We start from the raw sequence: 23,909 nt of genomic DNA on the forward strand, positions 1-23,909 counted from the left end.
ATCTCCGGCTCGCTACGAATTGTTGCCGTCTGACCGGCTGCGGGCCGGCTTTACTCTTTTGCGCCTCATGATCGCGCCAGGGAAACCGACGAATGCTCTCGCAAACGGTCCGCAAGTTGACGCCCGCACTTGCTTCGCTCTTCGGGCTTTCCTTCGTGCTCAATCTCTTCGTCTTCGTCTCCCCTCTCTACACGATGCAGATCTACGACCGGGTGCTGACGAGCCGGAACGGCACCACGCTCCTCATGCTGTCTCTGATCGTGCTCGCCTTGTTCGCCGCTTATGCCGCGCTCGAGCATTTCCGTAGCCGCGCGCTCGTCCAGCTTGGCCTGTGTGTCGATCGGGCGCTGTCCGAGCCGGCTTTCGAAGCCTCCTTTCGTGGTGCGCTTGATGCTAAGGGCTCGCCAACACTGCCTGTTCGTGACGTCGAAACTTTGCGGGCGACGCTCTCCGGCAGCCTCGTGCCGGCGCTCATGGATGCGCCCTGGATACCGATCTACCTCGGCCTCTGCTTTATTCTCCACCCGGCGATCGGCCTCGTCGCCACGCTCGGCGCGGTCGCGATCCTGGGCGTGGCGCTGCTGAACGAGCGCGTCACCAAGGGCTCCCTGATCCAGGCGTCGGAGCTTGGGCATGGGGCGAGTGACCGGCTGACGGCTTCCCTTCGAAACGCCGAGGTCATCCAGGCACTCGGCATGAGCCAGGCGATCCGCGGCGAATGGCAACGCCAGCGCGGGCAGGCGCTTGCATTTCATACGGTTGCCGCCGATCGGGGCGGAACCCTGCTGGCGGTGACGAAGCTGTTGCGCCTGGCGCTCCAAAGTGCGGTCCTGGGCGTGGGCGCCTATCTCGCGATCAACCAGAGCATGGCGGCAGGCGCGATGTTCGCCGCATCCCTGATCATGGGCCGGGCACTCGCTCCGATCGAGGGCGCCGTCAGCCAATGGAAAAGCTTCGTCTCGGCCCGCAGCGCCTTCCAGCGACTCGGCACGACGTTGAAGGCGCCCTCCGATAGCGCCATACCCATGACCTTGCCCCATCCGGCCGGCTCGTTGCGGGTCGAAGGCCTGAGCGTGCGTGCCCCGAACGGCAACGCCCTGCTGCTGCACAATGTCTCGTTCGAGGTGGAGCCTGGCGAGATCGCTGCTGTCGTCGGCCTCACCGGCTCGGGAAAATCCACGCTGGCTCGGGCTTTGGTCGGTGTCTGGCAACCGGTTCAGGGTGTCGTCCGGCTCGACGGCAACGACATCCGCCACTTCTCCGATGAACAACGCGGCGGTATCCTCGGCTATCTGCCGCAGGATGTGGAGCTCTTCGCTGGAAGCGTCCGCGACAACATCACCCGCTTCGATCCTGCCGCCACGGACGAAGTCGCCGTCGCTGCTGCATCCGCCGCTTCGGCGCACGAACTGATCCAGGGCTTTCCTGAGGGTTATGCGACGCAGATCGGGGAGGGCGGGGCGATCCTGTCCGGTGGGCAGCGGCAACGGATCGGGCTGGCGCGAGCACTCCGCGGCCAGCCGGCACTGGTGGTGCTCGATGAGCCGAACGCCAATCTGGACATGGACGGCGATGCTGCGCTCGGGCGGGCCCTGAAGGGCTTGCGTGCCGCTGGTGCGATTGTCGTCGTGATCACCCATCGCCCGCAGCTCTTGTCGCAGGTCGACAAGATCATCCTCATGCAGAAGGGCCAGGCCGTCAGGGTCGGCCTGCGCGACGAGATCCTGCCGGTGCTGCTGCAGCCGGGCGACGGCGCGCGCATCCAGCCGCCGCAGCGCGGCCAGACAGGGCAGGTCGAGCCGCTCGCGGCAGCAAGGTGGGCACGGCGATGAGATCCTTCTTGAAGCGGATGAAACCCGTCCTGAATTGGCCGGAATGGCGCCAGCGCGGCGAGAGGCTGCTCGCGACTGCAAGGCAGCGGTTCGAGCGAACCCGTGCGCCTGTAGAAGGCTCCGGTGATTGGCGCAGCCCGGTCCGGAAAGGTTATGTCGTGGTCGCCATCGCGCTGGGCGCGGGCGGCCTCTGGTCGATGATCGCACGTCTCGACAGCGCCGTGGTCGCGCATGGCAGCGTGGTCGTGGAAAGCGATCGCAAGGCGGTCCAGCATCTCGAAGGCGGTCTCGTCGAATCGATCGCGGTCCGCGATGGCGCCGAGGTCAAGGCCGGCGAGATCCTGGTCCGCCTTGATGCGACGCACGCTGCCGCGCAGCGCAGCGTCGCGCGGCTCGGCGTGATGCAGGCGCTCGGTGAGGAAGCGCGGCTCACGGCCGAGATCGACCGGCTCGATCGCATCACCTTCCCGAGCGAACTGGCCGAGGCCACCGACATCAAGGAAGCGCGCCGGATCACGCTCGATCAGGAACGTCTGTTCAAGGAACGCCAATCCGCTCAGAAGCTCGAAGTCTCGATCCTGAAGGAGCGGCTGACGCAGTCCGAGAGGCAGTATCAGTCGACCGAGGCGCAGCGCGACTCGACCGTCGGGCAGGCCGCCAGCATCAACGACGAGCTCACCAACCTGCGGCCTCTGGCCGACAAGGGTTATGTCGCTGCGACACGGATCAACCCGCTGAAGCGATCGCTGACCGAGCTGCAGGGCCGCACTGGCTCGCTGGAAGCGGACTTGTTGCGCTTGTCGGTCGCCACTGACGAAATCCGGCTTCAGATGGGTCAGATCGGCCTTCGTGCCGTGGAAGAGGCTTCGACGAAGCTCGCCGAGTGCCGGGTCAAGCTCGCCGACGCCCGCGAAAAACTGCGCATTGCCGAGGATGTGCTGGTGCGCGCGGAGGTTCGCGCGCCCCGCGCCGGGCGGGTCGTCGCTTCGAAGGTCCATACGGTGGGCGCGGTGGTCAAGCCGGGCGAGACCCTGATGGAGATCGTACCGCAGGATGACGAGCTCATCGTCACGGCCAAGGTTTCGCCGATGGATGTGAACAATCTTCGTCCGGGCATGGCTGCAGAGGTGCGCCTGCCCTCGTTCAAGGGGCGGGCGACGCCCTTCACCGTCGGCGAGGTGAAGTCCATCGCGGCTGATGCGTTGCGCGACGAGGTCCTACAGCAGATGGTCTATGAGCTGCGCGTCAGCGTCTCGGCCTCGGGCTTCCCTCCGAAGATCAGGGCCAAGCTCAGGCCGGGCATGCCGGCCGAGGTCTATGTGCCGACCGGCGAGCGGACTGCGATCGCCTATCTGATGCAGCCGCTGACTGATTCGATGAGGTCGAGCTTCAGGGAAGAGTGAGCTCGGAAATGGCTTGCGATCTCGGCTTCAGAGTGGCCTTCGTTGCGAAGCCGGAGGCGTCGGCTGACCGCGTCGCCGCGTAATTTTCTGACGAACTGCATCAACTAAGGGACCGGCGGGGGCAGCGTGCCGTCGCCGGTCTCTTTCACGGCAACAAATTAGCATTGACTAATCAATTAGCATTCGCTAATTGATTTAACATGCTTGAGATCGCCCCCGTCTCCACCGTCATGCGCGCACTCGCCGATCCGACACGGCGGGCCGTGTTCGAACGGATTTCCGCTTGCGACGAGATCACCGTCGCAGAACTGACCCGCGGTAGCGGGGTGACGCAGGGCGCCATCTCCCAGCACCTCAAATCGCTCAAGCAGGCCGGCCTCGTCGCTGAGCGCCCGGACGGCCGTAACGTCTTCTATCGCGCCGAGCCGGAGGGGCTGGCGCCGCTCGTCGACTGGATCGGCCATTACGGCGTCTTCTGGCGCGAGCGCTTCGCCAACCTCCGCACTCTTCTCAAGGAGATCGACCCATGACCGCTCTCGACCTGCAGCCTGCCACGCAGGACATCGTCGTCGACGAAATCCTTCCGCACGCCCCGGAGACGATCTGGAAGGCGCTGACCTCGAGCGCGCTGATCGCGCGCTGGATCATGGAGCCGTTCGGCTTCGCTCCTGTCGAGGGGACGCGCTTCACCTTCAGGACGACGCCGGCCGGCGCCTGGGACGGCACGATCCGCTGCCAGGTGCTGGAGGTGATCCCGAACCAATGCCTGGCCTATTCCTGGAAGGGCGGCGACGACGGCAATGCCGGCTACGGCTCCCGGCTCGATACGATCGTCACCTGGACACTGTCCCGGGCAGCGAGCGGCACCCGCGTGCGCCTCGTCCATTCCGGCTTCGAGCTGCCGCGCAACGAAGCCGCGTTCACGAATATGGGCCGCGGCTGGAAGACTATTCTGCCGCGCCTCGGCGACGTCGCTGGCGAGCAGGGCTGACAGGTCGGCCGCCCCTGATCTTTCGAGGAGATGACGATGAACAATGCCTACAAGGGCGGCTGCGCCTGCCGCGCGATCCGCTATGAGGTCGCGGCCGAGCCGGTCGAGAGCAATGACTGCCAATGCCGCCAGTGCCAGCAGCAGAGCGGCACCGGCCACAGCTCCTATCTGAGTTTCGTCGGCGCGCCGGTCACGGTCGAAGGCGAGGCGACGACCTGGGACGTCGTTGGGGAGGGCGGCACGGTCAAGCGCTGCGCCTTCTGCCCGACCTGCGGCTCGCCCGTCTATTTGAGCTTTCCGGACATTCCCGACCTGTTCATCGTGCGCGCCGGCAGCCTCGACGAACCCAGCCGTTATAAGCCGGAGATGGTCTTCTGGCATTCGGTTGCCCAGCCTTGGGACCATCTGCCTCCGGGCATCCTGAAACATGAGAAACTACCGCCGCGATAACCGCGGGCGGCCTCGGCCTGTCCGAGCTCAATAGGGCAGGCCGACATAGTTCTCCGCGACGCTGGCGAGCGCTGCCGACGATTGCGTAAGATAGTCGAACTCGGCCCGCCGGATGCGCTGGTCGAAAGTGCTCGCCTCCGGGAAGAGGTGGAGCAGGTTGGTCATCTGCCAGGAGAAGCGCACCGCCTTCCAGACCCGCGCCAACGCCCGGCCGGAATAGGCGTCGAGCCCGGCATCGGAGTGCTCGACATAATGTTCGCGCAACGCCTCGAACAGGTAGCGCACATCGCTCGCCGCAAGGTTCAGCCCCTTGGCGCCGGTCGGCGGCACGATGTGGCCGGCATCGCCGGCAAGGAAGAGCCGGCCGAAGCGCAAGGGCTCGGTGACGAAGCTTCGCAGCGGCGCGATGCTCTTCTCGAGCGACGATCCCGACGTCACCGCCGCCGCGACTTCATCCGGCACGCGCCGGCGCAACTCGTCGAAGAAGCGCTCGTCCGACCAGGCCTCGACCTTCTCGTCGAGCGGAACCTGGACATAGTAGCGGCTGCGGGTCTGCGAGCGCATCGAGCACAATGCGAAGCCGAAGGGCGAGCTGGCATAGACCAGCTCATGCGCCGCCGGTGGCTGGTCCGTCAGCAGGCCGAGCCAGCCGAAGGGATAGACGCGCTCGAAAGTCTCGATCGCGCCTGATGGCACCGAGGCGCGGCAGACGCCGTGGAAGCCGTCGCAGCCGGCGATGAAGTCGCAGGCGATCTCGCGCCGCCGGCCTTCGGAGATAAAGCTGACGCGCGGCGAGGCGCTGTCGAAATCGTGCAGCTGGACGTCCTCGGCTTTGTAGAAGGTCGTCGTGCCGGCGGCCTGCCTTGCTTCCATCAGGTCCTGCGTAACCTCGGTCTGGCCATAGACCGTCACCTGCTTGCCGGTCAGGCCCTTGAGGTCGACGCGCTGCAGGCGCCCCTCGAAGGCGAGCGAGAAGCCGTCATGCGGCAGGCCCTCTTCAGCAAGGCGCGCACCGACGCCAGCCTCGTGCAGAAGCTCGACCGTGCCCTGTTCGAGCACGCCGGCGCGGATGCGCGACAGCACGTAATCCGCGCTCTTGCGTTCCAGGATGACGTTGTCGATGCCCTGGCGGCTCAGCAGCTGGCCGAGCAGCAGGCCGGACGGCCCGGCGCCGACGATGACGACCTGCGTGCGCATGGCGTTCTCCCATGAATCCAGCGCTCGCCGAGCCCCGGTACTTTCAGACGAATCTGCCATTGCGAGCGCTTGACCGGAATGGAGCTTTCACCCAACCTCTTGGACAAATCGAACATCGGATGGTTCGAATGACGCTCGCCTCGGTGCCCGCCTACTGGCTCTATGACGAGCCGCGGGATCAGCGCTTCCCTGATGCGCTGCATATCGAGCGCATCAGCGCGCGCAGCGCTCCGCGCGACTGGCGGATCGAGCCCCATCGCCACCAGGACATGGCCCAGTTCTTCCTGATTGCGACTGGCGGCGGGCTGGTTCGGATCGACGGTGACGAGCATCAACTCGCGCCCAGCACCGTCCTCCTGCTGCCGCCGCTGGCGATCCACGAGTTCCGCTTCGAGCCGGGTACCGAAGGCTTCGTCGCCAGTGTCGCGACCTCGACCCTGACGCCGCTGATCGAGGCCGACCCCGCGCTCGGCGCCGTGCTTGGCGAAGTGTTCGTCGACAGGCGCGGGCCGAACGACGGCAGCATCGTCGAGCTAGCGGCGGCGATGGAAGCGGCGCTTGCCGAGTTCGGCCGCAACCGCGGAAGCCGCGAGCCCGCGCTGGCCGCCCATGCGCGCCTGATCGCGATCTGGTTCGCCCGCACCGCGCGCTCGCACGCGGTTGCGAACAACGGCGCGAGCGATGGCCGCGCCGCACTTGTCCGCCGCTTCATCGAGCGCGTCGAAAGCCATTTCCACACACATGAGCCGCTCGATGCCTATGCCCGAGCGCTCAGCGTCACCGGCCCGCATCTGACCCGCGTCTGCCGCGAGGTGCTCGGCCATTCGGCCATGCGGGTCATCCAGGGGCGGCTGATGATCGAGGCGCGGCGGGATCTCGTCTACACCCGCTCGCCGGTCTCGCAGGTCGCCTTCCGGCTCGGCTTCTCCGACCCCGCCTATTTCTCCCGCTTCTTCGCGACGCGGGCTGGGGTGTCGCCCTCGGAATACCGGGCTGCGGGGTGAGGGCTTTACGGAGTCGGCTCCGTGGTTGCAAATGTTCATCTTTTGTTCTATTTTTGGAAGATGAGGAGATCATCTCCTGATCAGTTCGACCTATTCGGCGAAGGTGGAAACACTGGACCCACCAAGCCCTCGTCGCTGGCCGAGGGCCCATCTGGTGCGGCTTGGAACGGCTACTTTTTTGCTGTCGTGCTGCCACCCGACATCACTCAGTCGGTCGACGTGCTCGGACGTCAGCTGCGGCGATCAATGGGGCTGCGTGGCAAACTAATCGGGCCTGATCGCTATCATGTCAGCCTGTGCGGTATCGGCGCATTTGGCGAAGCCCCCTCTGGAATCGTCGATCTTCTGAAGCGGATTGGTGCTTCAGTTCACGAGCCAGGCTTTGATATCTTTTTTGACCAAACGGCCGCGTTTAGTGGCTCGTACGGAAAGCGGTCGCTTGTTCTTACGGCGAGCGACACGCTACCCGCCTTGATCGCACTCCAGACACGTCTTCATGACGCCATGCAGGCGGCGAACTTACCTGTCGACGCGCGGTTCACCCCCCACATCACTCTGCTCTACGACAGGCGACCGGCTTCGCAGATCGAGATACCTCGTCTGAGCTTCACCGTGAGGGACTTCGTTCTGATCCGCAGTGTCCATGGCACAGGCCACCATGATCATCTCGCCCGCTGGCCGCTCCGCGGTGGACGGCTGTCCGCGCCGGCTTGATCGCCGGTATGTCCCATGCCACGCCGCGCCGACGGCAATCACGGACGGTCGGGACGATGGTCACGCTCTACGGCATCAAGAACTGCGACACGATGAAGAAGGCCTGGAGCTGGCTCGACGCGCACAAGATCCCCTACGCCTTCCACGACTATCGCGTCTCCGGCATCGACAAGCCCAGGCTCGAGGCCTGGTGCAAGGAACTCGGCTGGGAGAAGGTGCTCAACAAGGGGAGCACGACCTTCCGCGAGATGCCCGAGGCCGACAAGCAGGGCCTCGACGAGAAGAAGGCGATCAAGTTGATGCTGGCGCAACCGACCATAATCAAGCGCCCGGTGCTCGATCTCGGCGACCGCCGCATCCTGGCCTTCAAGCCGGACGTCTACGAAGCCGCGTTCGCCAAGCGCTGAGCGCCCGGCTGCCGGCACAGCCCCACCCGGCGCGCAAGGCTCTTTCGCGAAAGGCGGCGCTGGGCTAGGCCGGCGCCCATGACGACGGATTTCAGCTTTCATCTCCTCGGCCGGGACGGCGCCGCCCGCACCGGCGAGGTCCGTATGCCGCGTGGCGTGATCCGCACGCCGGCCTTCATGCCGGTCGGCACCGCCGCGACGGTCAAGGGCATGTATCCCGAGCAGGTCAAGGCGCTCGGCGCTGATGTCGTGCTCGGCAACACCTATCATCTGATGCTGCGGCCGGGCGCCGAGCGCGTCGCCAGGCTCGGCGGCCTGCACAAGTTCATGAACTGGCCGCACCCGATCCTGACCGATTCCGGCGGCTTCCAGGTGATGTCGCTCGCCAATCTGCGCAAGCTGACCGAGGAGGGCGTCACCTTCCAGTCGCATATCGACGGCTCCAAGCATGTGCTCACCCCGGAGCGCTCGGTCGAGATCCAGAACCTGCTCGGCTCCGACATCGTCATGCAGCTCGACGAATGCGTCTCGCTGCCCTGCGAGGACAAGGTCGCGGAGAAGGCGATGCGGCTCTCGCTGCGCTGGGCCGAGCGCTGCAAGACGGCCTTCGGCGATCCGGCGGGCAGGGCGCTGTTCGGCATTGTCCAGGGCGGGGCGGTGCCGGCCCTGCGGGTCGAGAGCGCGCGGGAGCTCGCCGCCATGGACCTCAAGGGCTACGCCATTGGCGGCCTTGCGGTCGGCGAGCCGCAGGACATCATGCTGGCCATGATCGAGACGGTCGAGCCGCATCTGCCGAGCGAGAAGCCGCGCTATCTGATGGGTGTCGGCACGCCGGACGACATCGTCGAGGCGGTCAGGCGCGGCGTCGACATGTTCGACTGCGTGATGCCGACGAGAGCCGGCCGGCATGGCCAGATCTTCACCCGCTTCGGCCGGATGAACCTGAAGAATGCCAAGCATGCCGAGGATATCAGGCCGGTCGATCCGCAATCCTCCTGCCAGGCGGCCAATACCTATTCGCGGGCCTATCTGCATCATCTGGTCAAGGCCGAGGAGATGCTCGGCAAGATGCTGCTGACCTGGGTCAACCTGGCCTACTATCAGGATCTGATGGCCGGCCTGCGCGCCGCCATCGCTGCCGGCCGCCTTGAGGACTTCATCGCTGAAACCAAGGAAGGCTGGGCCAGAGGCGAGCCGGCGTGATCGATCCCTGGCTCGGCCTGCTGCTGCTCAAGATGGCGGTCGCGGCCGCTATCGTGGTCAGCTGCTCTCTGCTGGCCGAACGGTCGGGGCCGCTGCTCGCAGCGATGATCGCGACGCTGCCGATCTCGGCCGGGCCGGTCCTGGCTTTCCTCGCGCTCGACCATGACGCGGCCTTCATCTCGGCCAGCGCACTCGGCAGCATGAACTCCAATCTTGGCAATGCCTGCCTGTCGCTGGTCTACGTTCTGTTGGCGCAGCGTTTCGGCACGGTCGTCAGTCTCGGCGCCGGGTTGGTCACTTGGGTCGCGGCGATTGTTGTGCTGCGCGAACTCGCCTTGCCCTTTCCGGCAATCCTGGCGCTGACGATCATCATATTCCCAGCGCTCCATGGAATTTTCCGGCCCTATCTCGCGGCGCGCCCGGCCAAGCCTCCGGGCCGGCTCTGGTATGTCCTGCCGCTGCGCGCCACCACCGTGGCCACGCTGACCGGCGTCGTGACCACCTTGAGCGCCACGGTCGGGCCGACATGGTCGGGCGTGCTTGCCGCCGTGCCGCTCGTATTGTCGAGCCTGATCGCGATTTTGCAGCCGCGCATCGGCGGGCCGGCCAGCGCCGCCGTCATCGCCAACAGTGCGCTCGGCCTGCTCGGCTTCGGGCTGGGACTCGCCACTGTTCACGCCACGGCGCCGACAATCGGCTCGTGGGCGGCGCTTGGCCTCGGCCTGCTGGTCTGTATCGTCTGGAATCTCGGCCTGATGGCGCTAGCGCGCCGCCGCGCGACGCCATGAGGCGACGAACAGTCCGGCGATGATCAGCGCGATACCGCCGATCTGCAGCCCGCTCGGGATCTCGCCGAGCACGGGGATGGCGAGCAGCGTGCCGACGACAGGGATCATCGGTGGAAAGCGCCCGGCGACCGAGGGGCCGAGTACCGGCGTCGACCAGCTCCAGATCCACAGGCCGACGATGACGTTGAGCACGCCCTGATTGATCGCGTGCAGGACCAGCACCCACCAGGGCGCGACGTCGAAGCCGCGGAAATAGAAGGCGAAGTAGATCGGCAGATAGGCCATCGACAGCACGGACACCACCGCCGTGGCCTTGAGCGCATTGACCCGCCAGAGCTGGATCAGCAGCGGATAGCCGCCCCAGACCAGTCCGACGCCGAGAAAGCAGAGGTCGCCGAAGACGATTCTCGGGTTGGAATGCGTCGTGCCGGCGATGCCGAGGCAGGCGAGGCCGATGAGCACCGCGATGACGCCGAGCACGAGCTGCCGCGTCAGCAGCGCGCCGAACAGGACGACGCTGCCGACGATGCCGATCACCGTGACGGTGCCGGGCCCGATCACGGCGCCATGCGCTGCCGGGGCGAAGGTCAGCCCGGTCATGAGCAGGAAGCTCATCGGGAAGCCGCTCATGACCGCCAGAATCAGGCCGCGCTTCCAGCCGAGACCGGCGCAATCGCGCAGGCCCCCGGCCATCACGAAGCTGGGCAACAGCAGGAAGCCGGCGGTGACGAAGCGCAACGCCAGCATGTCGTGCGAGGACAGGCCGTTCAACACCGCATGGCGGCTGACGACGAAATTCGCCCCGAAGATCACCATGGCGAAGGCCATGCCGGCAAAGGCGAGCTGCCTGCGCCGGCGCAGTTTCTCGTCGGAAAGCGGAACGGCTTGATGCATGCTCCGGCTTAGCGCGATGCCGGAGCTGCCGTTAGGGGCCAAACCGCATGGCGCTGCCTATTGCAGCGCAGCATGATGCCTCAGGCGAGGGCCTTCAGCGCCGAGCGCCCGGCATAGATCGCCTGAGCGCCCAATTCCTCCTCGATGCGAAGCAGCTGGTTGTACTTCGCGGTCCGGTCGGAGCGGGCGAGCGAGCCGGTCTTGATCTGCCCGCAATTGGTCGCGACCGCGAGGTCGGCGATGGTCGCGTCCTCGGTTTCGCCCGAGCGATGCGACATCACCGCGGTGTAGCCGGCACGCTGCGCCATCTCGACGGCGGCGAGCGTCTCGGTCAGCGTGCCGATCTGGTTGACCTTGACCAGGATCGAGTTGGCCGTCTTCTCCTTGATGCCCCGCGACAGGCGCGTGACGTTGGTGACGAAGAGGTCGTCGCCGACCAGCTGGCACTTGTTGCCGACGAGATCGGTCAGCGCCTTCCAGCCCTCCCAGTCGTCCTCGGCCATGCCGTCCTCGATCGAGACGATCGGATAGCCGGCGACCAGCTTGGCGAGGTACTTGGCCTGCGCCTTTGGATCGCGGGTTTTGCGCTCGCCTTCATAGACATAGGAGCCGTCCTTGAAGAACTCGGTCGCGGCGCAGTCGAGCGCCAGGGCGACGTCTTCACCGGGCTTGTAGCCGGCCTTCTCGACCGCCTGCATGACGAAGTCGAGCGCCGCTTCCGCCGACTTGATGTTGGGGGCAAAGCCGCCCTCGTCGCCGACATTGGTGTTGTGGCCGGCGTCGTGCAGCGCCTTCTTCAGCGTGTGGAAGATTTCGGCACCCATCCGCAGCCCCTCGGCGAAGGAGGGAGCGCCGATCGGCATCACCATGAATTCCTGGAAGTCGATCGGGTTGTCGGCATGGGCGCCGCCATTGACGATGTTCATCATCGGCACCGGCAGGACGCGGGCCGAGGTGCCGCCGACATAGCGATAGAGCGGCAGGCCCGAGGCTTCGGCGGCGGCCTTGGCCACGGCGAGCGAGACGCCGAGAATGGCGTTGGCGCCGAGCTTGCTCTTGTTCGGCGTGCCGTCGAGCTCGATCATCGCCTGGTCGATCGCGGCCTGGTCCTCGGCATCCATCGCCACCAGCGCCTCGGCGATCGCGACATTGACGGCCTCGACCGCCTTCAGCACGCCCTTGCCGAGATAACGGCTCTTGTCGCCGTCTCGCAGCTCGACCGCCTCATGCGCGCCGGTGGAGGCGCCGGACGGCACTGCGGCGCGGCCCATCGAGCCGTCTTCGAGCACGACATCGACCTCGACCGTCGGGTTGCCGCGGGAATCGAGGATCTGGCGGCCGATGATGTCGATGATCGCGGTCATGGCAGGCTCCGGAGCTGAGGTGGGCAAGGGATGCCGCGCTTCTAGACACAAGCTGCGGCGACGGGAAGGGGCGGTGGCGTTTATCCGGGCCGGGCATTAAAAGCCGCGGCAACGCCAGCGGCCGTGATCGACGGACGCCCACTTGCTCAGGACCAAGCCATGACACTCGACGCCTCGACCCTCCAGCTCGGCAAGGCGAGCGACCTGCCGCGCTCGCCGGAGGAAGCCCGCCTCGACCGCGTGCCGAACCCGCATGCCGGCACCGACTATCTCGCGCGCTTCACCTGCCCGGAATTCACCTCGATCTGCCCGGTCACCGGCCAACCCGATTTCGGCATCCTGGTGATCGACTACCTACCGGGTGACTGGCTGGTCGAATCGAAGTCGCTCAAGCTCTATCTTGGCTCGTTCCGCAACCACGGCGCCTTCCATGAGGACTGCACCGTCGGCATCGGCAAGACGCTGGTCGACCTCCTAGAGCCGAAATGGTTCCGCATCGGCGGCTACTGGTATCCGCGCGGGGGCATCCCGATCGACGTGTTCTTCCAGACCGGCGAGGTCCCGAAGGGCCTGTGGCTGCCGGATCAAGGCGTCGCGCCCTATCGCGGGCGCTGAGCCTCAGCGCAAAAGCTCAGGTCCGGCTTCCCGCCAGTGGCAGGATGCGCGGCGTTGCGAAGCCGAGCAGCGTGATTCCGGCAGCGAAAAGCAGGATCGCGCCGCTGGTGCCGAACAAATGCAGGGCAGCGCCCATCAGTACCGGCCCGAGCGCATGGCCGCAGAACAGCGCGCAGGCGAACAGCGCCACCGCCGAGCCGCGCGCGGTCGGTGCGAGCTCGGTCGCCTGCGCCTGGAAGGTGCCATGCATCAGGAAGAAGCCGAAGCCGTTCAGCGTGAAGATCGCGACCGCGCTCCACCAGGGCAGGAAGCTGAGCGAGAAGAGAGCGAAGGCCACGCCCATCACGATGCCGCCTAGCGTCGTCATCCGGGTCGGACCGAGCCGCTCGACCAGGATGCGGGTCAGCACACCGTAGACGATGCCGCCGAGCCCAGTGCCGGCGATGACGAGGCCGGCCTGCGACGGCCCGACGCTGGCGCGCTCCTGCAGGATCGCCGCGATGTAGGGCGGCATGCCGAAGATCAGGCTGCCCTCGACGATCACGAGCCCATAGAGCAGCTTCGAACGCGGATTGGCGAAGACGGCGGCATAGTTCGCGAGCGCGCCGGCGAAGCTGAGCGGCGCGCGCCGCGCATCCGGCCTGGGCTTCAGCACGACCAGCACCAGAATGCCGGCGATCGCGGCGAGGCCGGCCGCCATCACGAAGACGTAGCGCCAGCCCAGGTGCTCGGCGATCAACCCCGAGCAGGCGGCGCCCACCATCTGCCCGACGATCATCAGCACCAGGAAGCGGCCGAGCATGATCTGCCGCTCGGCCATGGGCGCCCGGTCGCCGATCGCCGCCATCGCGACCGGGATGATGCCTCCGGCCGCGATACCGGCGACCATGCGCACGACTGTCAGCGCTTCGAACGACCCGACGAATGCCACTCCGAGCGACAGCAACGCGAGCCCGCCGAGGCAGGCCGCGATCGTCCTGAGCTTGCCCAGCGAATCGGCGATCGGCCCGAGGAAAGGCTGGCCGACGGCGTAGGCGAAGGAGAATGCGGTCGCGACGGCGGCGACCTGGGCGATGCTGCGGCCGAACTCGGCCGCCAGCGTCGGCACCAGCGGATCGAGCAGGCGCATCGTGAAGGTCGAGGCAAAGCCGCAGGCCCCGAGCACGAGGATGAGCGAATTGAGCGAACCAGGCGGAGGCGAAGCTGCTGGGTTGTCAGACATACGCCAGCGTAGAATGCGCTATGCGCTTGGCAAGCCGATCAAACTCTTGCAGCTCTGCAATCAGCGCATGGAAGTCGCGCAGCGGCACCATGTTCGGCCCATCCGACGGCGCGTTGTCGGGGTCCGGGTGCGTCTCGATGAAGACGCCGGCGACGCCGACCGCGACCGCAGCCCGCGCCAGCACCGGTACGAATTCGCGCTGGCCGCCGGTCGAGGCGCCCTTGCCGCCGGGTTGTTGCACCGAATGGGTCGCATCGAAGATCACCGGAGCGCCGATCTCCGCCATGATCGGCAGGCTGCGCATATCGGTGACCAGCGTGTTGTAGCCGAAGGAGGCGCCGCGCTCGGTCAGCATCACGTTCGGATTGCCGCTCTCGGTCACCTTGGCGGCGACATTGACCATGTCCCAGGGCGCCAGGAATTGGCCCTTCTTGACGTTGACGACGCGGCCGGTCTTCGCGGCGGCGACGAGCAGGTCGGTCTGCCGACAGAGGAAGGCCGGGATCTGCAGCACGTCGACCACCTCGGCCACCGGCGCGCACTGGCCAGCCTCGTGCACATCGGTCAGCACCGGCATGCCGGTCCGTTCGCGGATCTCGGCGAAGACGGGCAGGGCGGCCTCGACGCCCATGCCGCGCTGGCCTTTCACGCTGGTGCGGTTGGCCTTGTCGAAGGAGGCCTTGAAGACGAGGCCGATGCCGAGCTTCTCGGCGGTCTCCTTCAGCGCCAGGGCGACCTCGAGCGCATGGTCCCGGCTTTCCATCTGGCAGGGGCCGGCGATCAAAGCGAGCGGCAGGCCGTTGCCGAAGCGGACGGGCTTGGTGAGATCGGCGCCCACGGTGACGATGGCGTTGGCGGTCATGGCGAGCTCCTGATTGAGGGCGCGGGTTTAGAAGCCGCTCACTTGTGTGGCAAGCGCCGCCATGGCCAGTTCGTGACAGCCGAGGCGTAGAGCGCCGCCCAGATCAGCACCGGCTGGAAGGCGAGGCGAGGGCCGTGATACCACCAGCTGCTGGGCAATTCTGAAAGCACGACGCCCTCGAAGGCATGCTTGAGATTGGCCGGGAGCACGCAGAGCGCATAGAGCGCAAGCCCGATCCCCGCAGTCTTGCGAAGCCGCGGTATGAGCAGGCCGAGGGCTCCTATAATTTCAGCGATGCCTGTCGCGATTACAGTCAGCTGCGGCGCCGGCACCCAATCCGGCACGATCGGCAGGAAGGCCGAAGGCGAGCGCAGATGCAGCAGCCCGGCAGCGAGATAGAACGCCGCCAGCAGCCAGAGCAGGGCGCGCCGCCCTGCACTCATCGCCTCACGTCACCTCGAACCAGCTCCACAGCCCGCGGTCGAAGCGCTCCAGCACGGTCGATGAGATCAGCCAGCGCCCGGGATTGTCGGCGATGAAGGCGATGTGCAGGCGCTTGCCCTCGGGGATTTGGACCGTGTCGAGGAAATAGGGCTCCCAGCCGTCATCGAGCGGGTGCAGCAGGCGGAAGCTGTGGCCGTGGACGTGCAGCGGCTGCAGGAAGGCGGTCTTGTTGGTGATGGCAATCACGACCGGCGCGCCGCGCTTCACGCTGAGCAGCGGCTTGCCCTTCGGGTCGCCCTGGCCGCCATTGACGGTCCAGGGCCTGGCGAGGTCGAGACCGACGAGGTCGAGCTTGTTCTCGGGCGTGATTCTGGCGCCGCCTTCGATCACCATATCGGCACGCTTCGCGTCCTGCAGCCGAACCGCTGCCGGCAGGGCCGGGTTGAGCGGCATCGCGGCGATCGGCGCGCGCGCCGGCTTGGCCGCGCCGTCCGAGACGAAGCGAACCAGCGGCACGCCGGGCCCGATCAGCGCGGTGACGCTGACTGCGGCCCCGACCGTCTCAGGCATGTCGAAAATCACGTCGTAACGTGTGCCCGGCGCGAAAGGCAGCTGCCCCCGGACCGGCTCGAAGGTGTCGGTCGGCTGGCCGTCGACCGCTGCGACCGAGGCCCTCATCTCGTCGAAACGCAATCGCATGATCCGCGCATTGCAGGCATTGGCGAGGCGAAGCCTGACGCGAGCGCCGGGCGGGAGCTTGACCGGCAGCGGCGGCGGCTTGCCGTTGACGGTGAGCCAGCTGCCGAGCCGCCCGGCCGCGGCGCCGTCTTGTCCATCGGCGGCGAAGGGCAGTAGTTTCTGGTCGTCGCCGAGCAGCCAGTCGCCGATCAAGGCGGGCAGGTCGAGATCGACCGCAGGCGGTTCCTTCTCCTCGACGATCAACATGCCGGAGAGTCCGCGCCCGGCCGGCTCGGACGAGCCACCGATCAGCATCGGCCGATAGAGGAAGGTCCCGGAATCGGGCGGCGTCAGCCGATATTCGAACTGCCCGCCCGGCGGCACCGGCTCCTGGCTGAAGCCGCCGACGCCGTCCATGGCGTGATCGGCACGCAGGCCGTGCCAGTGCAGGGAGAGTGGCTTGTCGGTCCGATTCTGCAAGATGAGACGCAATGCCTCGCCCTGTTTCACCCTCAGCACCGGGCCCGGCGTGGCTCCGTCGAAGGCCCAGATCTCGGTCTCGGGCGCTGGCGCAGGCCGCAGCCGCACCTTGGCTGAGGTCGCGACCAGCTCTCGCGCCGCTCCAGTGGCAACTGGCTGCGGCGCGCTTGGCGGCTGCTGAGCCAGTGCAGAAAGCGGGCTGAGCAGGGTCGCGGCTCCGGCGCCCTGTGCGAGAACCAGGCGTCGGCTGGGATGAGGGCGCGAGGCCGGCGGCGAAGCGTCTTTGCTCATGCCTCGCGACATAGCCTCGCCGCGCCATTCTGGCGAGCGCAAAGCCGTGCGGCGGCGGCGTTCGCAGAACTGTCGCATTTTTTTGCTGCATGACGCGCCCGAAATGGTATAGCGGCGCGGCCTACGGTGCTGCTGTCGCGAAGACTGCGATATGGCGCACCGGGTTGGCGGGCGTGGCGGAACTGGTAGACGCACTGGTTTTAGGTACCAGCGGCGAAAGTCGTGGGGGTTCGAGTCCCTCCGCCCGCACCAGGATTCGGATTTCGCGAGCGCGGCGGCGGTCACCCGGCGTCGCGCTTTGGACATTGAAGTAAAGAGCTGTTGGCGGATCAGAACGATGAACGTGACGGAAACCCTGTCCCAGGGCCTCAAGCGCGAATTTCAGGTGGTGCTGAACGCCACCGACCTCAAATCGAGGCTCGATAACAGCCTTCAGGACCTGCAGGGCAAGGCCAAGATCAACGGCTTCCGTCCCGGCAAGGTCCCGGTCGGCCATCTGCGCCGGCTCTATGGCCGCTCGGTCATGGCTGATGTGGTGCAGAACGCCGTCAACGAAGCCAACCAGAAGATCATCGCCGACAACGAGCTCAAGCTCGCCTTCGAGCCGCAGATCAAGTTCCCCGAGAACAAGGACGAGATCGAGGCCGCGATGGAGGCCAAGGGCGATCTCGCCTTCACCGTCGCGCTCGAGGTGCTGCCGAAGATCGAGATCGTCGACCTCTCGGACGTCGCGCTCGAGAAGCCGGTCGCCGAGGTCCCCGAGGCTGACGTCGACGCAGCGCTGGAGCGCATGGCTTCGCAGAACCGCAGCTTCGTCTCGAAGAAGGACGCTGCCAAGGCGGCCAAGGGCGATCGCCTGCTGATCTCCTTCGTCGGCACGCTCGAGGGCAAGCCCTTCGACGGCGGCACCGGCTCGGAAATCCCGCTCGAGCTCGGCGCCGGCCAGTTCATTCCTGGCTTCGAGGAGCAGCTCGAAGGCGTGAAGAAAGGCGAGCAGCGTACCGTCTCGGTGACCTTCCCCGAAAACTACGCCTCCGAGAATCTCGCCGGCAAGCCGGCCGAATTCGCCGTCACCGTCGACGACGTGCAGGCGCCGGGCGAGCTCAAGATCGACGACGAGCTTGCCAAGGGTTTCGGCATGGAGTCGCTCGACGCGCTCAAGGCCGCTGTCCGCGAGCAGGTCGGCCGCGAGCTTGGCGAGCAGTCGCGTCGCAGGGTCAAGAAGAGCCTCCTCGACGCCCTCGACGGCAAGTACAGCTTCGAGTTGCCGCCGACCCTGGTCGAGCAGGAGTTCGCTGCGGTCTGGAGCCAGGTCGAGGCGGATATGAAGAACGCCAACAAGACCTTCGCCGACGAGAATACCACCGAGGATGAGGCTCGCGCCGAGTACCGCAAGATCGCCGAGCGCCGCGTGCGGCTCGGCCTGGTGCTGGCGGAGATCGGCGAGCAGGCCAAGATCCAGATCGCTGACGACGAGGTGACGCAGGCGCTGATCCAGCGCGCTCGCCAGTTCCCGGGCCAGGAGAAGGAAGTCTGGGAGTTCTACCGCAAGAACCCGCAGGCACTCGCCGAGATCCGCGCCCCGATCTTCGAGGAGAAGGTCGTCGACCATCTGCTCGGCCAGGTGAAGGTCTCCGACAAGTCGGTTTCGCGCGAGGTGCTTTTCGCCGACGACGAGGAAGAGGGTACGGCCGAGGCCAAGCCTAAGGCCGCCAAGGCGAAGAAGGCCAAGAAGGTTGCGGACGACGAGGCTTCGGCCTGACCCAACGTCCCTGATTTACGATTTCGCGCCGCCCGCATTGCCGGGCGGCGCTTCCCTTTTCAGCTGCCGCCGGCATGCTTATGTGGGGTTTCGCCGCTCTCGGCTGATTCCCGCCCGCTTTGACCCCAAGGACCGACCATGATGCGTGACCCGATCGAGACTTATAACAATCTCGTCCCGATGGTGGTCGAGCAGTCGAGCCGCGGCGAGCGCGCCTTCGACATCTATTCGCGCCTGCTGCGCGAGCGCATCATCTTCCTGACCGGCCCGGTCGAGGATTACTCTGCCTCGCTGATCGTGGCGCAGCTCCTGTTCCTCGAGGCCGAGAACCCGAAGAAGGAAATCTCCTTCTACATCAATTCGCCCGGCGGCGTGGTGACCTCGGGCCTGTCGATCTACGACACCATGCAGTTCATCCGCTGCCCGGTGACGACGCTCTGCGTCGGCCAGGCCGCCTCGATGGGCTCGCTCCTGCTGACCGCAGGCGCCAAGGACATGCGCTTTGCCCTGCCGAACGCGCGGATCATGGTCCATCAGCCCTCCGGCGGCTTCCAGGGCCAGGTCACTGACATCCTGATCCATGCCCGCGAGGTCGAGAGCCTGAAGCGGCGCCTGAACGAGATCTACGTCAGGCACACCGGCCGCTCCTACGAGGAGATCGAGCAGGCGCTGGAGCGCGACAACTTCATGACCTCCGAGCAGGCGCGCGATTTCGGGCTGATCGACAAGGTCATCGACAAGCGCGCGGACGAGGCGGCCGCCTAAAGCATCCGCCGGAAAAGTGGGTACCGGTTTTCAGAGGAAGCCGGTGCTTTAAAAGGCTACCCCGGCACGACGCGCCTGTGGGTTGGCGAGTGGCTCCCGAAGGACCATATTGCCTAGAGACTAGGCCCCATGTTTGCATGGGGCATCGGAAGGGCGCAGCAAGGCGCTCGAGCGGTCCGGTTTTGGGTCAGTTTCGTCGCCACCTGCGCCAGAGCGACGCGTTAACCTAAAAATCGTGATCTGAGCGCCTATTATGACGGGGAGACGACATCAGCCTGCCGTTATTCGGTGGCGGATTTCGTCCTCCGAGATGGAGAATCATGATGAGTAAGGCCAGCGGCGGCGATTCCAAGAGCACGCTCTACTGCTCCTTCTGCGGCAAGAGCCAGCATGAGGTCCGCAAGCTGATCGCGGGCCCGACGGTGTTCATCTGCGATGAATGCGTCGAGCTCTGCATGGACATCATCCGCGAGGAATCGAAGTCCGCGCTGGTGAAGTCGAAGGACGGCGTGCCGACTCCGAAGGAGATCCGCAAGGTCCTCGACGACTACGTCATCGGCCAGGACCACGCCAAGAAGGTCCTCTCGGTCGCGGTCCACAACCACTACAAGCGGCTCTCGCACGCCTCGAAGCACAATGACGTCGAGCTTGCCAAGTCGAACATCCTGCTGATCGGGCCAACCGGTTCGGGCAAGACGCTGCTGGCGCAGACGCTGGCGCGCATTCTCGACGTGCCCTTCACCATGGCGGATGCGACGACGCTGACCGAGGCCGGCTATGTCGGCGAGGATGTCGAGAACATCATCCTGAAGCTGCTCCAGGCCTCCGACTACAATGTCGAGCGGGCGCAGCGCGGCATCGTCTACATCGACGAGATCGACAAGATCAGCCGGAAGTCCGACAACCCTTCGATCACCCGCGATGTCTCGGGCGAAGGCGTCCAGCAGGCGCTGCTCAAGATCATGGAAGGCACCGTCGCCTCCGTGCCGCCGCAGGGCGGGCGCAAGCATCCGCAGCAGGAATTCCTGCAGGTCGACACCACCAACATCCTGTTCATCTGCGGCGGCGCCTTCGCCGGGCTGGACAAGATCATCTCCAGCCGCGGCAAGGGCACCTCGATCGGCTTCGGCGCGAACGTGAAGGGGCCGGACGACCGGCGCACCGGCGCGATCTTCCGCGAGGTCGAGCCCGAGGACCTGCTCAAGTTCGGCCTGATCCCGGAGTTCGTCGGCCGCCTGCCTGTGCTGGCGACGCTCGAGGACCTCGACGAGGCCGCGCTCAAGACCATCCTCACCGAGCCCAAGAACGCGTTGGTCAAGCAGTACCAGCGCCTGTTCGAGATGGAGGACACCGAGCTGACCTTCACCGACGAGGCGGTCAGCCTGATCGCCCGCAAGGCGATCGAGCGCAAGACCGGCGCGCGTGGCCTGCGCTCGATCATGGAGGGCATCCTGCTCGAGACCATGTACGAACTGCCGGGGCTGGAAGGCGTCGAGCAGGTCGTGATCGGCCCCGAGGCGGTCGAGACCAAGTCGCGTCCGCTGTTTATTTATGCGGACCGCGAAGAAGAGGCCAAGTCGGCCTCGGCCTGATCTCAGCCCTCGTCTGACCCGGTTTGGAACGCGCGCCGCTGGCGCGCGTTTTGCTTTTTGACTCTGCCTGGGCACGACAGCCCATCATCTGGTTTTGGCTTGGCGGCAGGTTCACGGCCTCGTGTGCGGCCGGCAGCGGAAGCTGCGGTGGACTTCGCGAGGGCGTCGCTTGAAAGGCGGCGTTGAAACCTCCACCTTAGGATCACTTGCGAGAGTCGCGTGCCTGTTGAGGGCGTGGCCCGCAGGGGCGCCTGGCGTGAATGGTCGCGTCGCGCGGTACGTCCGTTCGATTGCCTTTCGGGGGTCGGCCGGGCGAAAACTTGAAGGACTAGACATGACTGGCTCGACGCCCCGCGCCCCGCTTGTCCCCGGTACGACCGATACCTATCCGGTCCTGCCGCTGCGCGACATCGTCGTATTCCCGCACATGATCGTGCCGCTCTTCGTCGGCCGCGAGAAGTCCATTCGCGCGCTTGAGGAAGTCGTCAAGAATGATGGCCTGATCCTGCTCGCCACGCAGAAGAATGCTGGCGACGACGATCCGGAAACCGGCGACATCTATGAAATCGGCACGCTCGCTCGCGTGCTCCAGTTGCTCAAGCTGCCTGACTCGACCGTGAAGGTGCTCGTCGAGGGCATTGGTCGGGCGAAGGCACAGACTTACACCGCCACCGACGACTTCTATCAGGCCGAGGCCGAGGCGCTTGCCGAAGAGGCCGGCAAGAAGGTCGAGGTCGAGGCGCTGGCCCGCTCGGTGATCAGCGAGTTCGAGAACTATGTGAAGCTCAACAAGAAGATCTCGCCCGAGATCGTTGCAGCGGTCTCCCAGATCGACGAGCCGGCCAAGCTCGCCGATACGGTCGCTTCGCATCTCGCGGTCAAGATCGCTGACCGGCAGACCGTGCTCGAGGTGATGAACGTCGCCCACCGGCTCGAGAAGGTGCTCTCCCTGATGGAGAGCGAGATGTCGGTGCTGCAGGTCGAGAAGCGCATCCGCTCGCGCGTCAAGCGCCAGATGGAGAAGACCCAGCGCGAGTATTATCTCAACGAGCAGATGAAGGCGATCCAGAAGGAGCTCGGCGACGGCGAGGAAGGCCGTGACGAGCTGGCCGAGCTGGAAGAGCGCATCGCCAAGACCAAGCTGACCAAGGAAGCGCGCGACAAGGCGATCGCCGAGGTCAAGAAGCTGCGCCAGATGTCGCCGATGTCGGCGGAAGCCACTGTCGTGCGCAATTACCTCGACTGGCTGCTTGGCATCCCGTGGCAGAAGCGCTCGAAGATCAAGAAGGATCTCGCTGCCGCCCAGAAGGTGCTCGACGACGATCATTTCGGCCTCGACAAGGTCAAGGACCGCATCGTCGAATATCTCGCCGTGCAGCAGCGCGCCAATCGGCTCGCCGGGCCGATCCTGTGCCTCGTCGGCCCTCCGGGTGTCGGCAAGACCTCGCTCGGCAAGTCGATCGCCAAGGCGACCGGCCGCGAGTTCGTGCGCATGTCGCTTGGCGGCGTGCGTGACGAGGCCGAGATCCGCGGCCACCGCCGCACCTATATCGGCTCGATGCCCGGCAAGATCATCCAGTCGATGAAGAAGGCCAAGACCTCGAACCCGCTCATCCTGCTCGACGAGATCGACAAGATGGGTCAGGACTTCCGCGGCGACCCGTCGGCGGCCCTGCTCGAGGTACTCGATCCCGAGCAGAACTCGACCTTCAACGACCATTACCTCGAGGTCGACTACGACCTGTCGAACGTGATGTTCGTGACCACGGCGAACACGCTGAACATCCCGCCGGCCCTTCTGGACCGCATGGAGGTGATCCGTATCGCCGGCTATACCGAGGACGAGAAGGCCGAGATCGCGCGCCGCCACCTGATTCCGGGGACGATCAAGAAGCATGGCCTCGAATCCAAGGAATGGTCGATCGACGACGAGGCCCTGATGACGCTGGTCCGCCGCTATACCCGCGAGGCTGGCGTGCGTAACCTCGAGCGCGAGCTCGCCAACACCGTCCGCAAGGCGGTGAAGGAGATCGTGCTGACCAAGAAGAAGAAGGTCGCGGTCACGCCTGCGGTGCTGGAAGAGTATCTCGGTCCGCCGCGTTATCGCTATGGCGAGGCCGAGACCGAGGATCAGGTGGGTGTCGTTACTGGCCTGGCCTGGACTGAGGTCGGCGGCGAGATGCTGACGATCGAAGGCGTGATGATGCCCGGCAAGGGCAAGATGACCGTCACTGGCAATCTGCGCGATGTGATGAAGGAATCGATCTCGGCGGCGGCCTCCTATGTCCGCTCCCGCGCCATCGATTTCGGCATTGAGCCGCCGCTGTTCGACCGGCGTGACATCCACGTCCACCTTCCCGAGGGAGCGACCCCGAAGGACGGTCCGTCGGCGGGCGTCGGCATGGCCACGGCTATCGTCTCGGTTCTGACCGGCATCCCGGTCCGCCGCGATGTCGCCATGACCGGCGAGATCACGCTGCGGGGCAGGGTGCTGCCGATCGGCGGCCTCAAGGAGAAGCTCTTGGCCGCCCTGCGCGGTGGTATCAAGAAGGTGCTGATCCCCGAGGACAACGCCAAGGATCTGGTCGATTTGCCGAAGTCCGTGAAGAACGGGCTCGAGATCGTCCCGGTCTCGCGGATGGAGCAGGTGCTGCAGCATGCGCTGGTGCGCCAGCCTGTTCCGATCGTCTGGGAGGAGGACCTGAAGGCGGCGACGTCCAAGGCCACCGAGGACGATGCGGCCACGGGTCTCGTCGCCCACTGAGCTCCACGCTCGCGAATAGAAAGGCCGCCGGTTCTGCCGGCGGCCTTTTTTGTTGGCGGGCCACTTGAGCCGCACCCTGCCTCATAGCCTAGGGCTGATTCAGGAGGTGCCGGTGAGCAGGCGGAACAAGGGTAAGGCCTGCCTCAACGGCCGCGTGCATCCGCTCCTGATACTGCCGGCCTGAAGA

The 23,909-nt window shown here is 65.9% G+C and carries 22 protein-coding genes and 1 tRNA gene; 16 read left to right on the forward strand and 7 right to left on the reverse strand.

The features are described 5' to 3' along the window. Nucleotides 1-92 precede the first annotated feature (92 nt). The 5 genes from QO058_RS29035 to QO058_RS29055 all read left to right on the forward strand — a co-directional run bounded on the left by QO058_RS29035 (nt 93) and on the right by QO058_RS29055 (nt 4,676). Nucleotides 93-1,832, forward strand: coding sequence for a type I secretion system permease/ATPase (locus tag QO058_RS29035; RefSeq protein WP_284169709.1), 1,740 nt, complete (start codon nt 93-95; stop codon nt 1,830-1,832). A 17-nt stretch (nt 1,833-1,849) separates the two neighbouring features. Beyond that, nucleotides 1,850-3,235 carry an HlyD family type I secretion periplasmic adaptor subunit gene (locus QO058_RS29040; RefSeq protein WP_284173059.1) on the forward strand — a complete coding sequence of 462 codons (1,386 nt, stop codon included), beginning with the start codon at nt 1,850-1,852 and terminating at the stop codon, nt 3,233-3,235. A 200-nt stretch (nt 3,236-3,435) separates the two neighbouring features. Next, nucleotides 3,436-3,765: an ArsR/SmtB family transcription factor gene (locus QO058_RS29045; RefSeq protein ID WP_284169710.1), complete on the forward strand. Its 330-nt coding sequence runs from the start codon at nt 3,436-3,438 to the stop codon at nt 3,763-3,765. After that, nucleotides 3,762-4,226 (forward strand): SRPBCC family protein, encoded by a 465-nt coding sequence (locus QO058_RS29050; RefSeq protein WP_284169711.1) that lies wholly within the window; start codon nt 3,762-3,764, stop codon nt 4,224-4,226. The genes QO058_RS29045 and QO058_RS29050 overlap by 4 nt, the downstream gene beginning before the upstream one ends. 36 nt (nt 4,227-4,262) lie before the next feature. After that, the gene (locus QO058_RS29055) at nt 4,263-4,676 is read left to right on the forward strand and encodes a GFA family protein (protein ID WP_284169712.1); all 414 of its coding nucleotides are present in this window, start codon (nt 4,263-4,265) and stop codon (nt 4,674-4,676) included. Between the two features lie 27 nt (nt 4,677-4,703). Here QO058_RS29055 and pobA read toward each other — a convergent pair whose 3' ends face one another. Further along, nucleotides 4,704-5,873 (reverse strand): 4-hydroxybenzoate 3-monooxygenase, encoded by a 1,170-nt coding sequence (pobA, locus tag QO058_RS29060; RefSeq protein ID WP_284169713.1) that lies wholly within the window; start codon nt 5,871-5,873, stop codon nt 4,704-4,706. A gap of 128 nt (nt 5,874-6,001) precedes the next feature. Here pobA and QO058_RS29065 point away from each other — a divergent pair, with 128 nt between their 5' ends. The 5 genes from QO058_RS29065 to QO058_RS29085 all read left to right on the forward strand — a co-directional run bounded on the left by QO058_RS29065 (nt 6,002) and on the right by QO058_RS29085 (nt 9,989). Next, the gene (locus QO058_RS29065; protein ID WP_284169714.1) at nt 6,002-6,877 is read left to right on the forward strand and encodes a helix-turn-helix domain-containing protein; all 876 of its coding nucleotides are present in this window, start codon (nt 6,002-6,004) and stop codon (nt 6,875-6,877) included. A gap of 21 nt (nt 6,878-6,898) precedes the next feature. After that, nucleotides 6,899-7,591, forward strand: a complete 693-nt coding sequence (locus QO058_RS29070; RefSeq protein WP_284169715.1) for a 2'-5' RNA ligase family protein — start codon at nt 6,899-6,901, stop codon at nt 7,589-7,591. 56 nt (nt 7,592-7,647) lie between these two features. Further along, nucleotides 7,648-7,998, forward strand: coding sequence for an ArsC family reductase (locus tag QO058_RS29075; protein ID WP_284169716.1), 351 nt, complete (start codon nt 7,648-7,650; stop codon nt 7,996-7,998). A gap of 78 nt (nt 7,999-8,076) precedes the next feature. Continuing rightward, on the forward strand, nt 8,077-9,201 hold the full coding sequence (tgt, locus tag QO058_RS29080) for a tRNA guanosine(34) transglycosylase Tgt (protein WP_284169717.1): 1,125 nt from the start codon (nt 8,077-8,079) through the stop codon (nt 9,199-9,201). After that, nucleotides 9,198-9,989 carry a hypothetical protein gene (locus QO058_RS29085; protein WP_284169718.1) on the forward strand — a complete coding sequence of 264 codons (792 nt, stop codon included), beginning with the start codon at nt 9,198-9,200 and terminating at the stop codon, nt 9,987-9,989. The genes tgt and QO058_RS29085 overlap by 4 nt, the downstream gene beginning before the upstream one ends. Here the strand turns inward: QO058_RS29085 and QO058_RS29090 are convergent. Further along, complete coding sequence (locus tag QO058_RS29090) at nt 9,963-10,883, reverse strand: DMT family transporter (RefSeq protein WP_284169719.1); 921 nt, start codon at nt 10,881-10,883, stop codon at nt 9,963-9,965. The two genes, QO058_RS29085 and QO058_RS29090, sit on opposite strands and share 27 nt — an antisense overlap. Before the next feature lie 80 nt (nt 10,884-10,963). Further along, nucleotides 10,964-12,247, reverse strand: a complete 1,284-nt coding sequence (gene eno, locus QO058_RS29095; RefSeq protein WP_284169720.1) for a phosphopyruvate hydratase — start codon at nt 12,245-12,247, stop codon at nt 10,964-10,966. Nucleotides 12,248-12,406: 159 nt separating this feature from the next. Between eno and queF the strand changes: the two genes are divergently transcribed. Continuing rightward, nucleotides 12,407-12,862 carry a preQ(1) synthase gene (gene queF / locus QO058_RS29100; protein ID WP_284169721.1) on the forward strand — a complete coding sequence of 152 codons (456 nt, stop codon included), beginning with the start codon at nt 12,407-12,409 and terminating at the stop codon, nt 12,860-12,862. 16 nt (nt 12,863-12,878) lie between these two features. Here queF and QO058_RS29105 read toward each other — a convergent pair whose 3' ends face one another. Genes QO058_RS29105 through QO058_RS29120 form a run of 4 tightly spaced genes read right to left on the reverse strand, consistent with a single transcriptional unit; the run spans nt 12,879 to nt 16,839 of the window. Continuing rightward, nucleotides 12,879-14,084 carry an MFS transporter gene (locus QO058_RS29105; protein ID WP_284169722.1) on the reverse strand — a complete coding sequence of 402 codons (1,206 nt, stop codon included), beginning with the start codon at nt 14,082-14,084 and terminating at the stop codon, nt 12,879-12,881. After that, nucleotides 14,077-14,946: a 3-deoxy-8-phosphooctulonate synthase gene (gene kdsA / locus QO058_RS29110; RefSeq protein WP_284169723.1), complete on the reverse strand. Its 870-nt coding sequence runs from the start codon at nt 14,944-14,946 to the stop codon at nt 14,077-14,079. Before kdsA ends, QO058_RS29105 begins: the two co-directional genes overlap by 8 nt. A gap of 38 nt (nt 14,947-14,984) precedes the next feature. After that, nucleotides 14,985-15,389 carry a DoxX family protein gene (locus tag QO058_RS29115; protein ID WP_284169724.1) on the reverse strand — a complete coding sequence of 135 codons (405 nt, stop codon included), beginning with the start codon at nt 15,387-15,389 and terminating at the stop codon, nt 14,985-14,987. Nucleotides 15,390-15,393: 4 nt separating this feature from the next. After that, nucleotides 15,394-16,839 carry a multicopper oxidase family protein gene (locus tag QO058_RS29120; RefSeq protein ID WP_284169725.1) on the reverse strand — a complete coding sequence of 482 codons (1,446 nt, stop codon included), beginning with the start codon at nt 16,837-16,839 and terminating at the stop codon, nt 15,394-15,396. Between the two features lie 167 nt (nt 16,840-17,006). On the opposite strand from QO058_RS29120, the gene QO058_RS29125 reads away from it, so the two are divergent. The 5 genes from QO058_RS29125 (at nt 17,007) to lon (ending at nt 23,722) form a co-directional block, all read left to right on the forward strand. Next, nucleotides 17,007-17,091: transfer RNA gene (locus QO058_RS29125), tRNA-Leu, on the forward strand. Nucleotides 17,092-17,176: 85 nt separating this feature from the next. Next, entirely contained in the window at nt 17,177-18,601 is a 1,425-nt protein-coding gene (tig, locus tag QO058_RS29130) for a trigger factor (RefSeq protein ID WP_284169726.1), read from the forward strand. A gap of 141 nt (nt 18,602-18,742) precedes the next feature. Further along, the gene (locus QO058_RS29135) at nt 18,743-19,366 is read left to right on the forward strand and encodes an ATP-dependent Clp protease proteolytic subunit (protein WP_284169727.1); all 624 of its coding nucleotides are present in this window, start codon (nt 18,743-18,745) and stop codon (nt 19,364-19,366) included. 323 nt (nt 19,367-19,689) lie between these two features. Continuing rightward, complete coding sequence (gene clpX / locus QO058_RS29140) at nt 19,690-20,958, forward strand: ATP-dependent Clp protease ATP-binding subunit ClpX (RefSeq protein ID WP_284169728.1); 1,269 nt, start codon at nt 19,690-19,692, stop codon at nt 20,956-20,958. Between the two features lie 334 nt (nt 20,959-21,292). Then, entirely contained in the window at nt 21,293-23,722 is a 2,430-nt protein-coding gene (gene lon, locus QO058_RS29145; protein WP_284169729.1) for an endopeptidase La, read from the forward strand. Nucleotides 23,723-23,909 lie beyond the last annotated feature (187 nt).

It is taken from the genome of Bosea vestrisii (genome assembly GCF_030144325.1).
Lineage (GTDB): Bacteria > Pseudomonadota > Alphaproteobacteria > Rhizobiales > Beijerinckiaceae > Allobosea > Allobosea vestrisii_A.

Coding starts and splice junctions, on each gene's coding strand:
- QO058_RS29075 (WP_284169716.1), top strand. CDS start 7,648: ATGGTCACGCTCTACGGCATCAAGAACTGCGACACGATGAAGAAGGCC.
- QO058_RS29045 (WP_284169710.1), top strand. CDS start 3,436: ATGCTTGAGATCGCCCCCGTCTCCACCGTCATGCGCGCACTCGCCGAT.
- pobA (WP_284169713.1), bottom strand. CDS start 5,873: ATGCGCACGCAGGTCGTCATCGTCGGCGCCGGGCCGTCCGGCCTGCTG.
- QO058_RS29065 (WP_284169714.1), top strand. CDS start 6,002: ATGACGCTCGCCTCGGTGCCCGCCTACTGGCTCTATGACGAGCCGCGG.
- lon (WP_284169729.1), top strand. CDS start 21,293: ATGACTGGCTCGACGCCCCGCGCCCCGCTTGTCCCCGGTACGACCGAT.
- queF (WP_284169721.1), top strand. CDS start 12,407: ATGACACTCGACGCCTCGACCCTCCAGCTCGGCAAGGCGAGCGACCTG.
- eno (WP_284169720.1), bottom strand. CDS start 12,247: ATGACCGCGATCATCGACATCATCGGCCGCCAGATCCTCGATTCCCGC.
- QO058_RS29115 (WP_284169724.1), bottom strand. CDS start 15,389: ATGAGTGCAGGGCGGCGCGCCCTGCTCTGGCTGCTGGCGGCGTTCTAT.
- QO058_RS29055 (WP_284169712.1), top strand. CDS start 4,263: ATGAACAATGCCTACAAGGGCGGCTGCGCCTGCCGCGCGATCCGCTAT.
- tig (WP_284169726.1), top strand. CDS start 17,177: ATGAACGTGACGGAAACCCTGTCCCAGGGCCTCAAGCGCGAATTTCAG.
- QO058_RS29090 (WP_284169719.1), bottom strand. CDS start 10,883: ATGCATCAAGCCGTTCCGCTTTCCGACGAGAAACTGCGCCGGCGCAGG.
- QO058_RS29120 (WP_284169725.1), bottom strand. CDS start 16,839: ATGAGCAAAGACGCTTCGCCGCCGGCCTCGCGCCCTCATCCCAGCCGA.
- QO058_RS29040 (WP_284173059.1), top strand. CDS start 1,850: ATGAAACCCGTCCTGAATTGGCCGGAATGGCGCCAGCGCGGCGAGAGG.
- QO058_RS29035 (WP_284169709.1), top strand. CDS start 93: ATGCTCTCGCAAACGGTCCGCAAGTTGACGCCCGCACTTGCTTCGCTC.
- kdsA (WP_284169723.1), bottom strand. CDS start 14,946: ATGACCGCCAACGCCATCGTCACCGTGGGCGCCGATCTCACCAAGCCC.
- QO058_RS29135 (WP_284169727.1), top strand. CDS start 18,743: ATGCGTGACCCGATCGAGACTTATAACAATCTCGTCCCGATGGTGGTC.
- clpX (WP_284169728.1), top strand. CDS start 19,690: ATGAGTAAGGCCAGCGGCGGCGATTCCAAGAGCACGCTCTACTGCTCC.
- QO058_RS29105 (WP_284169722.1), bottom strand. CDS start 14,084: ATGTCTGACAACCCAGCAGCTTCGCCTCCGCCTGGTTCGCTCAATTCG.
- QO058_RS29050 (WP_284169711.1), top strand. CDS start 3,762: ATGACCGCTCTCGACCTGCAGCCTGCCACGCAGGACATCGTCGTCGAC.
- tgt (WP_284169717.1), top strand. CDS start 8,077: ATGACGACGGATTTCAGCTTTCATCTCCTCGGCCGGGACGGCGCCGCC.